The following is a 13,698-nucleotide window of genomic DNA, read 5'->3' as shown; positions in this document are numbered from 1 at the left end:
TAGGGAATGGCTACATGGGCTTGCGTTCAGCGAGAGAAGAACCTTATCTAAATGAAATCAGGAATTATTAAGTTAGTGGTACAGTGTAGATGATATATATTTTTTTCGAGTAAAACTAAAACGTTTTCGTAAAAATTTCGTTTACTCTTTTTATGAAGGCGCATTATTTTTACTCATTTATTAAAACGTTTTCGGAGGGGGACTTTTTATGATGAATTATTCATTAGGTAAAGGTGATCTAGAGAATTGGGTAGTCTCTGATACCGCATTCTCACCTGATACTTTAGGGAAGACGGAATCTATTATGTATTTAGGAAATGGCTACATGGGCTTGCGTTCAACGACAGAAGAGCCTTATCTAAATGAAACCAGGAATTTGTTAGTCAGCGGTACATTTAATAAATTCAGCGAAGAGGAAGTTACTGAATTGCCAAATGTAGCTGACATAACTAGATTGGATATTCGTGTGGACGGGGAACACTTCAGTTTGGAATTGGGCAAGGTTGAACAATATAAAAAACAATTGAATTTACAAACTGCAGAATTGATCAGAACGTTTGATTGGACTTCTCCTAGTGGAAAGAAACTACGCTTCCACTTCAGAAGATTTGTATCGCTTGATGACATGCATTTAATTGGTATGAAAATAAATGTAGAGAGTTTAACAGACGATGTTCAAATTTCTTTTGATTCGGGAATCAATGCTCAGTTAACCAATACCGGCTCCCAGCATTTTCATGAAGGAGAAAAGCGGATATTTAATAAGCGGTATATACAGTTAGTCCAGAGTACTATTGAATCTAATATCGATGTTGTTCTAAATACAATGCACCAAATAAAAATTAACGGTATTGATGTAAAAGAAGAACCAGTGATGAATATGGAACGTCGTAAAGTTTGGGTTACACATGATTTTACGCTTCGGCCAAACGATCATTTAGAAGTGGAGAAATTATCCACAGTCTATACAAGTCGTGATAAAGAATTTGATAAACCGGACTACACTCTGGATAATTTGCGTAAACACTCATTAAATGAGTTGAAAAGGAGTTTCGAAAAAGGCTATGAAGCACTTTTCCAGTCGCATAAAGGAGCATGGAAAAAGAAAGTTTGGGATGTATATGATTTCGAAGTAAATAGTGAGGATCCATTTGACCAGCTATCTTTACGTTTTGCATTGTATCATCTGACAGCTATGACACCAGCTCATGATGAGAGAATGGGAATCGCTGCTAAAGCATTAAGCGGAGAAGGATATAAAGGTCATTCCTTCTGGGACACGGAACTATTTATACTACCATTCTTTACGTATTCGAATCCGAAAGTAGCTAAATCTTTGTTGAAATATCGTTATCATGGCCTTGCAGGAGCTAGAAAAAAAGCAACAGCTAGTGGTTATGAAGGTGCAATGTATCCATGGGAAGCGGCGTGGCCTACAGATGGTGAAGTAACACCAGTCTGGGGGGCTGTAGACATTATTACTGGAGAACAAACAAAAATATGGTCCGGTTTTATTGAACAACATATTTCATCAGATATTGCCTTTGCGGTGTACCAATACTATAAAGTAACTGGTGATCAGGATTTTATGGATAAATACGGGTACGAAATGGTATTTGACACAGCAAGATTTTGGATAAGCCGTTTAGAGTGGGATGAAGAAAAACAAGAATATCATATCAATGATGTAATCGGACCTGATGAGTATAAAGAGCATGTTAATAATAATGCTTTTACAAACTATATGGCTCATTTCAATATTAAATTGGCAATCTTTTATTATGATAAGTTGAAAACAGAAAACCCAAAATTATTAGAAGAACTGAGGGATCTATTAGATTTAGAAAAAGCGTATAAGAAATGGAAATCAAAACTAACTCAAATCTATTTGCCGAAGCCACGTGAAGAAGACAGTGTTATTCCGCAGGATGATAGTTACTTGCAACTAAAAAAGCTTGATTTAACAAAATATAAACAGGCAGATAAAGTAGGCACTTTATTCAGTGAATATAATTTAGAACAAGTTAATCAAATGCAAATTACAAAACAGGCTGATGTTATGATTTTGCTGTACTTGTTAGAACAAACAGAAAATGTATTTTCAAAAGAAATTAAAAAGGCAAATTTTGATTATTACGAGCCGAAAACCACTCATGACTCGTCACTAAGTTTATCGACTCATGCCATTATGGCTAATGATCTTGGAAAAAGTGAACTTGCTTATTCTTTATTTAGAAAGGCATCAGAAATTGACCTTGGACCAACAATGAATTCTTCTGATGAGGGCATTCATGCCGCATCAATTGGCGGTATATGGCAAGCTGCAGTATTTGGGTTCGCCGGAATCCGTTTGATAGAAGGTAAGTTAAAGATAAATCCTAGTCTACCTAAACACTGGAAAAATATGAAATTTACTATTAATTGGAAAGGCCAGCCGATATCAATAACCATTACAAATGCTAAGTTAACTATAATTCCGTTGCATGATAAAAAGATTATTTTTGAAGTCTTTGGCGAAGACTATGAGACGAATAAACAAATGGAAATAAAGCTTGGAAGTTCGCAAACTATAACATTTTAGGAGGAAAATCTGATGAGGAAAATAGCTGTTTCATTCACTATATTTATGCTAGTTATATTTCTGGCTGCATGCGGATCTTCTGGAGAAGGAGGGGGGGCTTCTGAATCTGGGGAGGATTCTATTACGCTAGCAGTTTGGGGTTCCTCACCAGCAGAGTCGGAGGCTTTAGAAGAGACTGTTACCAGTTTTGAAGAAGCGAAAGGTATTGATGTTCAAATAGAAGTTATACAAGATAACTTCCAAGATGCACTGACAGCACGGTTTGCGGCTGATAATGCTCCTGACGTATTTTATCTTGAATCCTATGTTGCCCCAAGTTTTATTGAAAGTGGTGTGCTTGCAGACATTTCTGGTGATATTAACAATCAAGAGGATTTTTATCAACCACAAATAGATGCATTTAAAGATGATGAAGGTAATTTATTTGCTGTACCAAAAGACTATTCTACATTAGCTATGTATGTTAATGAAGACATGTTGAATGAAGCTGGTTATAGTGTAGAAGATGTACCAAATGAGTGGGATGAGTTATTGCAGTTTTCTGAAGAGCTTCAAAGCAATCTAGATGACGGTCAAGCCTCAATGATATTTGATAGTACAATGGCGAGACATCTCAGTGGTTTATTAGCCAGCGGCCTTGACCCTGTCACAGAAGATAATCAAGCTGATTTCACTTCAAGTAATGAAGCTAATGAATATTTACAAAGCATAGTAGATGGACAGGATGCCGGTTATCTTAAAAATCCTAAAATTGATTTAGGTATAGATTCTGCAGGGGCTGCATTTGGTACAAATCAAGCAGCTATCATGATTGAAGGGAATTGGGTAATTAGTGCTTTAAACCAAAATTATTCAGATGTTTCTTATGAAGTATTATCAGCTCCAACTATAAATGGGGAGGAACAATCTATATCATTTAACGTTGGATATGCGATTTCAAAAGACACAGCAAATAAAGATGCATCAGTAGAGTTTGTTAATTACATGACAGGGGAAGGGCTCCAGCAATGGAGTGAAATCTCTGGAACTTTACCGCCAAGAGAATCTGTAGCAGAAGAAATGAACTTGACTGAAAACGAAAACATTGCTCCACATGTTAATGCTGCAGAGTATGCTACTGTATGGTCTTCAGGGGTTAACCTTCCAACTATTGCAACTTCTTTTGATAATTATTTTTCAGCAGCATTAAATGGAGATATGACCGTTGAAGAAGCTATGCAAGCGGCAGAAGATGAAGCAAACGCAGAAATTGAAAGGCAACAATAAAAGTAGAAAACTATTTAATTTAACCTCCAGCACCCTCACATGAAGGTGCTGGGGTATAATCAATTAGTCATTGTCTAGAGAGTGAGAATATTTTTATTGTAATTATAAGTGAGCGTCCAACGATAGCTAATAAGAGGTGAAATAGTATGGGCGGAAAACGTTATTCTAATTTGGCTGGATATACATTTTTATTTCCAGCAATCATTGCCATTGTGGCATTTATATTAACACCTATTGCATATGCGTTTTTTCTGATGTTTTTTCAAGTAGATATGTTGTCGGGAGAAAGAACGTTCGTTGGATTGGGAAATTTCACGGAGATATTCAGTGATCCAAAATTCTGGGCGGCTTTTGAAAATACATTCAAATATGTGATAGTTGTTGTGCCAATTCAAACAACAATAGCAATGGTTTTAGCAGCATTATTGAATAGTAAGGTTAAGTTCAATAGGGCTTTCTTAACCATTATGTTTATACCAACATTAACATCCTCGTCAGCAATGACATTAATTTTTATGTGGTTATTTAATAATAATGGACTAGTAGTCAATTTAATAGATTCTTTATTTGGAGTAAAAATGCAATTTTTGACCAATCCGGATCTAGCGCTGACGGTTATCATGGCTATGAATATCTTTTCAACGGTTCCTCATTTTATGATTGTATTTTTAGCAGGATTGCAGGATATTCCCCAAAATCTATATGAAGCAGCAGCAATTGATGGCGCAAATAAGGTGAAGCAGTTCTTCAATGTAACCGTACCACAATTAATGCCAATTTCATTTTACGTTATAACAATGGGGTTAATTGGATGTTTCCAAATTTTTGACCAGGCTTTTATTATATCTGATGGTACAGGCGGCCCGCAAAACTCGACATTGACTTTTACGCTCTATATTTATCAGCTAGCTTTCACTAGCAATGATATGGGAAGAGCAACAGCATTAGCGTTTATACTTGGTTTAATCATTTTTGCAGTCACAGCGATTGTAAATAAAACACTTAAAGCAGACGAAGTGAATGGGTGATCATATGAAAAAAAATAATATAACCCTGAGAATAATAGTATATACAATTTTAATAGCTTATAGTTTATTGACCCTTTTGCCATTTGGCTGGAGTGTTTTGACTTCATTTAAAACCACAGCGGAAATTGCGGGTGGAGGAACCATCTTCCCTGAAACTTGGAGTTTAGGTGGTTATAAAACTATTTTTGAATCTCAATACCCTACCTGGGTGTTGAATTCTGTTATCGTCTCTTTAGTCGTTACGATATTGAATTTAATTTTTAATACAATGGCAGGATATGCTTTTGCAAGAATCCAATTTAAAGGGCGTACATTGGTATACAGTGCTATGCTGATGTTGATTATGGTTCCAACACAGGTAACAATGATTCCATCATATATAGTTATCTCTGATCTTGGTTTAGTTAACACGCACATGTCCTTAGTTTTAACGACGATGATCAATATTGCTTATATTTTTATGATGAGACAGTTCTTTATCAATTTTCCAAGAGATGTAGAAGAAGCAGCAGCTGTTGATGGTTTATCTAAAATAGGAACATTCTTTAGAATAGTAATTCCAAATGCTTTGCCAGCTATAGCAACACAAGCTATTTTCGTCTTCATGGCAATCTGGAATGAATTTATGAAACCATTGCTATTTATCACAAGCCCTGATAAATATATGCTGACTCAAGGTTTAAATGCTCTTTCGAAACAGTTCATGAACGCTACAGCCTGGGATGTAATTATGGCAGGTGCAATTTTCTCCATAATTCCTATATTTATCATTTACATTATCTTAAATAAATATTTCATTCAAAGTAATGATAAAACCACAGGTGTGAAGTAGTTGAAGGAGGTAAAAGTTATGTTAAAAGCAGTTCTATTTGATTTGGATGGCGTAATTACAGACACTGCAGAATTCCATTTTCAGGCATGGAAAAGTATGGCAAACTCCATTGATATAGATTTTGACCGTGAATTTAATGAAGGATTAAAGGGAATTAGCCGTATAGATAGTTTGAATAAAATATTAAAGTACGGTGGTGTTTTGGAAAAATACTCGGATAATCAAAAAATGGCTTTGGCAAATTCCAAAAATGCTGAGTATGTAGAATTACTAAGTGAGTTAAAACCTGATGCTATTTATCCTGGTATCAAAGAATTATTAGATACATTAAAAATGGAAGAAATAAAAATTGGTTTAACTTCTTCAAGCAAAAATGGACCGAGAATACTAGACAAATTGGAAATCAACCATTATTTTGATACGGTTGTGAACCCTGCATTAATTGAAAATGGTAAACCAGCTCCAGATATTTTTCTTAGTGCTGCTGAAGAGTTAGGTGTCAAGCCAGAAGACTGTATTGGAATTGAAGATTCCGAATCTGGAATTACTGCAATTAAAGATGCTAATATGTTTGCTGTTGGGGTAGGAACAGAAGAAGTTATGGAGAAAGCAGGGGCGGATTTGATATATAAGCATACAGGGGAATTAGAATTCTCTGGTTTATTACATTCATTTAAACAAACAATTTCTTAAATTGATATTAGAAAGGGAGAAAGCCATTGACGACAATTAAGGATGTGGCAAAAAAAGCAGGGGTCTCAATTGCTATTGTTTCTAAGGCATTAAACAATTATCCAGATGTTAGTGATAAGACAAAGAAAAGAATAATTGAATTAGCTAAGGAAATGAACTATACACCAAATGTTGTTGCTAAGAATCTATCTTCCAAAAAACAAAAAACAATCGGGTTGATTACTTCTGGATTTCTTAATTCTGAAGGAAAGGATAATAGTAACTCATTTGATTTGTTTAGGGGTGTATATACAGCCGCAGAAGAAAACCAATATGAACTCGCTATCTATTTTACAGACACGCTTAAACAAAAACAAAAAAGCTATGCAAAGTTTTGTCAAGAACGGAATATAGGTGGAGCGGTTTTAATGGGCATGCGAGTAGATGACCCATTTTTTGAAGAATTACTGGACACCGATATTCCATGTGTTCTTGTCGATATAAATACCAAAAAGCATTATGATAATATCGGAAGTGTTTCCACTGATAATATTCAGGCAAGCTTTGATATTGCCACTTACTTATTAAAGCATAACCATAGAAATATAGTCGTTGTTGCGGGTGCCAAATCAGCTGATGTTAACATTCAGCGATTAAAAGGTGTAGAGAGGGCTTTTGAAGAATACGGTTTAGAATTAACGGAAGAATCTATTCTATATGGTAACTTCTCAGAAGAAGAATCTTATAGAAAAACAAAAGAATATCTGGAAAATGCTAATAACATTCCTACTGCAATGCTTTGCTTTAGTGATTTAATGGCATATGGAACCATGAAAGCCATAAAAGAAGCAGAGTTAGAAATTCCATCTAATATATCGATAACTGGCTTTGATGGATTGGTGATTAATGAATATATCCAGCCAACACTTACTACTGTTAAACAAGATTTTTATGAAATTGGCAGTCAGGCAGCCTTATTATTGGAACAGTTAATGGAAAAGAAAAAAGTAGAAACAAAACGAAATGTTAAGCATCAGATTATAGAGAGAGAAAGTGTCCGGAGTTTAGCAAAGTAACGGAAGGAAAGCACCCGGGAGATTTAGCAGAGCGGAGTGCTTTTCTTCAAACATAAAGTTTTTTTAAAGCGATGATGTTAGAGAAATGGGGTGTAGTACATGGCTTGGGCAATAACAAAATCAGAATTAGATCATAAAAATCTACTAATAAATGAGAGTCTCCTGTCCCTGGGTAATGGTTATCTTGGGGTGCGGGGTAACTTTGAGGAAGGTTATGACAGTGACTTTCAATCAATAAGGGGAACATATATTAACGCTTTTCATGATGAAACTGAAATTACATATGGTGAGAAGCAGTATGCTTTTCCTGATAAACAGCAAAAGCTTTTAAATGTTATTGATGCACAGACAGTTCAAATTTATGTTGATGGGGATCGATTTTCTTTGTTTAGTGGAGAAATTGTATCCTTTGAAAGAACGCTGCATTTAGATAAAGGTTATTCTGAGCGTAAGATTCACTGGAAATCTCCAAATGGTAAGGAGGTTCAAATGGAGTTTAGAAGGCTTGTTTCTTTCGTAACTCGTGAACTATTTGCGATTGATATTAAAATTGAGCCTTTAAATGATGTTAATGAGTTGAAAATTATATCTAGAGTGGATGGAGATGTTTCTAATTTCACAGATGAAAATGATCCCCGAGTTGCTTCAGGACATGCTAAACGGTTGTTTGTATCTGAAGCTAAAATGACAGAAGGTTTCACAGCTATTAAAGATACAACTTTTGAAACCCAGCTCGATGTTACTTGTATTACTTCTACTTGTGTAGATAAGGAAGGTAGTTATAATAATTATATATCAGATAGCGTGATTGAAGAGGAATATAAAGTAAAGGGACCAGTTCGGTTTTCGAAATATAATGTATATACTGATAGCCTTCGTTATGGTGAGAATGTATTAGAAGAAGGAATTAAAATACAGCATCGTCTTGCAAACTTATCATTTGAGGAACTTATGAGTGAGCAAAAGGAGTACCTAGATAATTTTTGGAAGTTAACGGACGTGAAGATTGATGGTGACAAGTCTCTCCAAGAAGGGATACGCTTTAATCTTTATCAACTTTTACAGTCTGTAGGGAAAGACCCGATAAGTAACATTGCTTCCAAAGGGCTTTCCGGTGAGGGATACGAGGGACATTATTTCTGGGATACTGAAATTTATATGCTCCCTGTATTTTTAATGACCAATCCAGCAATTGCGAAAAACCTTTTATTGCATCGTTATTCACTTCTAAATAGTGCCAGAGAACGCGCTAGAGAAATGGGACATGAAAATGGAGCACTTTTTCCATGGCGTACGATAACTGGTGGTGAAAGCTCTGCATTTTTCCCCGCTGGAACTGCACAATATCATATCAATGCTGATATTGCATATAGTTATATACAATATTATCTCGTTACAAGAGATGAAGAATTCTTAAAAGACTATATGGTAGAAGTACTAGTTGAAACGGCAAGGCTTTGGATAGATACTGGTCATTTCAAAGATGGTCAATTCCGAATCGATGATGTTACTGGACCTGATGAATACACCTGTATCGTTAATAATAATTACTATACCAATGTGATGGCAAAACATAACTTATTGTGGGCTGTAAAGGTGTTTCGTCATTTGAAAGAAACAAACAAGATTGAGGAGCTAAGTAACCAACTAAATTTAAATGCTGATGAAGTAGAATTATGGGAAGAAGCGGGAGAAAAAATGTTCCTTCCATATGATGAAAATTTAGGTATCCACGCACAAGATGATAGTTTCTTGAAAAAAGCGCGATGGAACTTGGAAAATACAAATAAGGAAAACTTTCCATTATTATTACATTACCATCCACTTACTTTATATCGATACCAGGTATGTAAACAAGCAGATACAGTATTGGGGCATTTCTTATTGGAAGATGAAGCTGATATTGATACGATTAGACAATCTTATGATTATTATGAAGCAATAACTACACATGATTCTTCGTTATCATATTGTGTATTTAGTATCATGGCTTCAAAGTTAGGTTACGAGAAAAAAGCATATTCTTATTTTAATAAAACTGCAAGACTCGATCTAGAAAATAGGCATGGTAATACTAAAGATGGGCTTCATATGGCAAATATGGGAGGAGCCTGGTTAGCTATTGTATATGGGTTCGCTGGTCTTCGTGTGAAGGAAAGCGGTCTGTCTATGCACCCAAGACTTCCAAAACAATGGAACGCTCTAGAGTTTCATTTACGGTTTCGCGGAAGAGTGATCCAAATTAAAATGGAAAATGACATTGTTTGCTATACGCTTGTAGAAGGTAACAATCTAACTATTCAACATAGAGAAGAAGAAATTCATCTAGAGCAAGGCATTGAAATCAGGAAATAATAAGGAACAGCTTTACCTGATTATAAATGTCAGGGTCAGTAAGCGTACCCCTGTCAAGTAGACACTAATAGGCGAGGGTCAAGCTGCTATTGTATGTTTATAGTTGGTAGGCGCTTGACCGCCTAATTTCTTCTGGCGCCGGCGGTGATTATAGAGATCCATATAATCATCAATTACCCGGCGTATTTCTTGTTTTGTTTTTGGTTTATGTATGCGCATAGATTCTTCCTTCAAACGTCCAAAAAAACTCTCAATTGGGGCGTTATCCCAACAGTTAGCTTTTCGTGACATGCTCTTAACCATATCGTTTTCTTCTAGAAGGTTTGTGTAGGCGTGAGACGTATATTGATGTCCCTGGTCACTATGAATCATCGTTCCATCTACACTACCTTTTTCTAAAGCTTTGTTAAGGGTTTGGACCACAAGGTCATTATCATTATGTTCACTGACATGATAGCTCACGACTTCTTTTGTACAAAGGTCTAAAATGGTTGAAAGATACAATCGTGTGATACCTGTTGATAAATATGTGATATCCGTTACCCATTTCTCAAATGGCTTCTTCGCTCGGAAATCCCGATTTAATACATTCTGGGCTTTATATCCTTCATGCTTATACCGTACCTTTTTCTTAAATATTTGAGCTTGAATGCCTAGTTGTTTTTGTAATCGATAGACACGTTTATGATTCACTTTTTTAAAATGAATATCATTTATTTCTTCCGTTAATCGTGGATAGCCGTATGTGTGATTAAATAAATGATCAAAATGAACGATTAAATCTTTTATATGTTCATCTTCCTTCTGTTTCCTCGTAAGAGATTGGTTTTGCCTGTTCCGCCATTTATAAAAACCACTTCTTGATACAGAAGCGATGATACAAAGGCCTGTAACACTGAAAGTGGATGTTAGTTCTTCAATGATCTCATAACGTTGATTCTTTTTTAATCGGAATCCCCCTTCCTTAAGGCAATTAACTTTTTTAAATAAGCATTCTCCGCTTCTAAGAAAGCAATTCGTTCATTGCTTTCCTGCGGATCTTCCCACCGATCTGTAGAGATTTCGTTCGTTTTTCTTTTTGTGTTCTTCTTTTTGGTATTCGTGTTTTTAGGTATAGGTGTAAAGGCTTCATCACCTCTTGATTGCTTTTCTTTCACCCAACGTCTAACGCTCTCATCAGAAGAAATATCAAAGAATCTCGCCAGGCTAAGATAACCGAGTCCAGGGTTATCATTGTAATATTGAACTACTTTATTTTTAAATTCTTTGGAATACCGTTTTTGTTTAGTCACGATTCATCACTCCTATAGGCAACGTAACACCCTCATTTTCAGTGTGTCTACTATAAGGGGATAATCTCACAGTCCCCTGTTGCGTTAACGCTTTAGCACACTGGGGGACTGTGACCCTGAGTGACACTTTGCTATCAAATGGTTAAAGGCGACTGTTTGGATCACGTTGGGACTTGCTTTGGTCCCAGAGCTGATTCAGCCCTATTTCACCAGGGATGGCCATTTGCTGGATGTTGCATTTGATAGTGTTGGAATTCTATTGAAGGCATTTTTAATCCATGTATTTAGAGGTGGCATCGGGTGTTGGGAAGTGAATGGGATTGGATTCTAGCTGTATGGAGCGGTGGGCTTTGAAGATTATTGTAAGTAAAGCTGCACTTTTAAACATTTGTTGGCTTATTTTACTGGTTATCTTACATGGAGACTTTCTGTTATATTCGTTTTTGTGAAGGTTCACGAAAGATAAATAAAGAAGAAAAAGGCAAATCACTATAACATTACTAATACGATTCATTTTATTTTCTTGCTTTCTATTTTAGAGAGCTGTTATAATTACGATTCCTATATATGTGTGTAGGGTAAGTCTTCAAGAGGCAAACAGACGGACTATACCTTCAAGTTAAATCAGTCACATATATGCAAAACAGGTATTACTAAAAATGACGTGGATCTGGTTAGACGTAGGCAGAAAGGGATTTATTACATGATTGGCAATCGTGTGGTTAGTCCCTTTCTGCTTGACTTGCGAATATAGAGTTAATAGATAAAAGGAAGGATGCTCATGACTGGAAATAACGCCGTTCAAGAAAAGGACAATCAAAGGGAAGTAGCACTTGAACAGGTTAAAGATAAATTGCTTGACTTAGGAAAGAAGCAGGGCGCGCTTACGTACGAAGAAGTGGCCCGCTGGTTATCGGATTTTGAATTGGAATCTGACCAGATAGATGAATGGTATGAGTACCTGGATAATCAAGGTATTGAGGTGGTTGTAAATGTTGAAGAAGACCCTGAATCTCAAGAGACTGCAAAAGAAGTGGAACATGATGCGGCTGATTTAAGTAACCTGACAGGGATGGAAACCAATGACACCGTTCGTATGTATTTGAAAGAAATTGGCAGGACTGATTTATTGTCGGCTGATGAAGAAGTCCATTTAGCCCGTCGGATTGAGGAAGGAGATCACGTAGCTAAAGAGCGGCTGACAGAAGCCAATCTTCGTCTTGTTGTCAGCCTGGCGAAGCATTACACGGGGAGAGGCTTGCAGTTTTTGGATTTAATTCAGGAGGGCAATACAGGGCTCATGAAGGCAGTGGAGAAATATGACTACCGTAAAGGTTTTAAATTCAGTACGTATGCTACTTGGTGGATACGTCAATCAATAACACGGGCTATTGCGGATCAATCAAAAACCATACGTAAACCTGTCCATATGGTGGAAACCATTAATAAATTGACTCGCGTGCAGCGTGAATTGTTGCTAAAGCTTGGTCACGAACCTACTCCTGAAGAGATTGCAAAAGAAATGGATCTTCCACTTGAAAAAGTGTATCACGTTTTAAGGCTTACGCAAGACACTGTTTCACTTGAGAAGCCAATAGGAGAGGAAGAGGGTTCCTATTTAGGTGACTTTATTGAAGATCAAGAAACACCCTCTCCATCTGATCAAGCCACTTATGCATCATTAAAAGAACAATTGGAAACGATATTGGATACACTAACGGATCGGGAAGAGAATGTATTACGACTTCGCTTCGGACTTGATGATGATCATTCGCGTACCCTTGAAGAAGTTGGTCGAGTTTTTGATATAACGCGGGAGAGAATTCGTCAAATCGAATCCAAAGCATTACGCAAACTCCGGCATCCAAGTCGGAGTAAATGGTTGAAGGACTTTTTAGAATAAATTTTATAAATAAACACAACCAACAACTACTTTACTAGAGAACGGTAACTGTATTTGTAATGCCTTCTTGGTTTGAAAATACAAAAGACGCGAAGTTGTGACGGCTATCATTTGTACGAATTTGAAATGGAATTGAAAAAACCCTATTCGGCTTTCTGAGCGCATGGTACTTTATGGAGAGGAGGAGGGCTTCAAAGCTATGAAGACATGAAATTTGCTGGAAAGGAAACTATACAAGCGAACAGGAAAGAAAGGCAACCTGTCCAGTCGCCAACTCCAAAACGAAATGATCCATGCCCGTTCGGGAGCGGGAAGAAATATAAGAAATGCTGCGGGGCTGTAACACTGTGAGTGACGATAATATATAGTAGCGTCATCGCTTGTGATGATTTACAAAAAAGAAAGCGTATTTCTACGCTCTCCTCTGTGGTTCCTTATATTCCTTTTCCAATTTTTTTACTTCATCCAGGCAACATCCAAAGCTTTGCTTGCTTTGGAATGATTAACTATTTCAAGAAAAAGGTGAGCATATTTATACCCTTCTCTATATCGCAGCCAGGTATAAGTCTCCGCAATGACAAAACTTGAGGTGGTGCGTGTAACTGATAAATCGAGGCTTTCAAAGAGATAGCGGGCCTTTTCATGATATTGATCAGTCTCCAACATTAACGCAATCCATGCTCAATATCTATG

General features: G+C 36.5%; 12 protein-coding genes. 9 read left to right on the top strand and 3 right to left on the bottom strand.

Annotated elements, in window-relative coordinates:
• Nucleotides 1-208 precede the first annotated feature (208 nt).
• From OLD84_RS18865 to OLD84_RS18835, 7 genes are all read left to right on the top strand, one after another.
• Nucleotides 209-2,581: a glycoside hydrolase family 65 protein gene (locus tag OLD84_RS18865; protein ID WP_209464412.1), complete on the top strand. Its 2,373-nt coding sequence runs from the start codon at nucleotides 209-211 to the stop codon at nucleotides 2,579-2,581.
• 12 nt (nucleotides 2,582-2,593) lie between these two features.
• Complete coding sequence (locus OLD84_RS18860) at nucleotides 2,594-3,847, top strand: sugar ABC transporter substrate-binding protein (RefSeq protein ID WP_209464413.1); 1,254 nt, start codon at nucleotides 2,594-2,596, stop codon at nucleotides 3,845-3,847.
• A gap of 146 nt (nucleotides 3,848-3,993) precedes the next feature.
• A complete protein-coding gene (locus OLD84_RS18855; protein ID WP_209464414.1) occupies nucleotides 3,994-4,875 on the top strand; it encodes a carbohydrate ABC transporter permease in 882 nt (293 codons plus the stop codon).
• On the top strand, nucleotides 4,868-5,707 hold the full coding sequence (locus tag OLD84_RS18850) for a carbohydrate ABC transporter permease (protein WP_245301672.1): 840 nt from the start codon (nucleotides 4,868-4,870) through the stop codon (nucleotides 5,705-5,707). The genes OLD84_RS18855 and OLD84_RS18850 overlap by 8 nt, the downstream gene beginning before the upstream one ends.
• 18 nt (nucleotides 5,708-5,725) lie before the next feature.
• Nucleotides 5,726-6,400 carry a beta-phosphoglucomutase gene (pgmB, locus tag OLD84_RS18845; protein WP_209464415.1) on the top strand — a complete coding sequence of 225 codons (675 nt, stop codon included), beginning with the start codon at nucleotides 5,726-5,728 and terminating at the stop codon, nucleotides 6,398-6,400.
• A 26-nt stretch (nucleotides 6,401-6,426) separates the two neighbouring features.
• Nucleotides 6,427-7,455 (top strand): LacI family DNA-binding transcriptional regulator, encoded by a 1,029-nt coding sequence (locus tag OLD84_RS18840; RefSeq protein WP_209464416.1) that lies wholly within the window; start codon nucleotides 6,427-6,429, stop codon nucleotides 7,453-7,455.
• Between the two features lie 99 nt (nucleotides 7,456-7,554).
• Nucleotides 7,555-9,810, top strand: coding sequence for a glycoside hydrolase family 65 protein (locus OLD84_RS18835; RefSeq protein WP_209464417.1), 2,256 nt, complete (start codon nucleotides 7,555-7,557; stop codon nucleotides 9,808-9,810).
• Nucleotides 9,811-9,888: 78 nt separating this feature from the next.
• Here the strand turns inward: OLD84_RS18835 and OLD84_RS18830 are convergent, their stop codons facing one another.
• Together OLD84_RS18830 and OLD84_RS18825 are read right to left on the bottom strand one after the other, a co-directional pair.
• Nucleotides 9,889-10,731 (bottom strand): IS3 family transposase, encoded by an 843-nt coding sequence (locus tag OLD84_RS18830; protein WP_264917508.1) that lies wholly within the window; start codon nucleotides 10,729-10,731, stop codon nucleotides 9,889-9,891.
• Between the two features lie 23 nt (nucleotides 10,732-10,754).
• Entirely contained in the window at nucleotides 10,755-11,102 is a 348-nt protein-coding gene (locus tag OLD84_RS18825) for a transposase (protein WP_264917226.1), read from the bottom strand.
• Nucleotides 11,103-11,883: 781 nt separating this feature from the next.
• Here OLD84_RS18825 and rpoD point away from each other — a divergent pair.
• Nucleotides 11,884-13,005 (top strand): RNA polymerase sigma factor RpoD, encoded by a 1,122-nt coding sequence (gene rpoD, locus OLD84_RS18820; protein WP_209464754.1) that lies wholly within the window; start codon nucleotides 11,884-11,886, stop codon nucleotides 13,003-13,005.
• A gap of 207 nt (nucleotides 13,006-13,212) precedes the next feature.
• Complete coding sequence (locus tag OLD84_RS18815; protein WP_209464755.1) at nucleotides 13,213-13,356, top strand: SEC-C metal-binding domain-containing protein; 144 nt, start codon at nucleotides 13,213-13,215, stop codon at nucleotides 13,354-13,356.
• Nucleotides 13,357-13,461: 105 nt separating this feature from the next.
• On the opposite strand, the gene OLD84_RS18810 is transcribed toward OLD84_RS18815, so the two are convergent.
• Nucleotides 13,462-13,671, bottom strand: a complete 210-nt coding sequence (locus tag OLD84_RS18810; protein ID WP_209464756.1) for a hypothetical protein — start codon at nucleotides 13,669-13,671, stop codon at nucleotides 13,462-13,464.
• Nucleotides 13,672-13,698: the final 27 nt, after the last annotated feature.

The sequence above is a fragment of the Virgibacillus natechei genome, from assembly GCF_026013645.1.
GTDB lineage: Bacteria > Bacillota > Bacilli > Bacillales > Amphibacillaceae > Virgibacillus_L > Virgibacillus_L natechei.
This window is presented reverse-complemented; position numbering and strand designations above follow the sequence as displayed.

Bases quoted from the DNA above. Each gene is read 5' to 3' on its own strand.
- OLD84_RS18810 (WP_209464756.1), bottom strand. From the start codon at position 13,671: ATGTTGGAGACTGATCAATATCATGAAAAGGCCCGCTATCTCTTTGAA.
- pgmB (WP_209464415.1), top strand. From the start codon at position 5,726: ATGTTAAAAGCAGTTCTATTTGATTTGGATGGCGTAATTACAGACACT.
- rpoD (WP_209464754.1), top strand. From the start codon at position 11,884: ATGACTGGAAATAACGCCGTTCAAGAAAAGGACAATCAAAGGGAAGTA.
- OLD84_RS18835 (WP_209464417.1), top strand. From the start codon at position 7,555: ATGGCTTGGGCAATAACAAAATCAGAATTAGATCATAAAAATCTACTA.
- OLD84_RS18850 (WP_245301672.1), top strand. From the start codon at position 4,868: ATGGGTGATCATATGAAAAAAAATAATATAACCCTGAGAATAATAGTA.
- OLD84_RS18815 (WP_209464755.1), top strand. From the start codon at position 13,213: ATGAAATTTGCTGGAAAGGAAACTATACAAGCGAACAGGAAAGAAAGG.
- OLD84_RS18860 (WP_209464413.1), top strand. From the start codon at position 2,594: ATGAGGAAAATAGCTGTTTCATTCACTATATTTATGCTAGTTATATTT.
- OLD84_RS18865 (WP_209464412.1), top strand. From the start codon at position 209: ATGATGAATTATTCATTAGGTAAAGGTGATCTAGAGAATTGGGTAGTC.
- OLD84_RS18855 (WP_209464414.1), top strand. From the start codon at position 3,994: ATGGGCGGAAAACGTTATTCTAATTTGGCTGGATATACATTTTTATTT.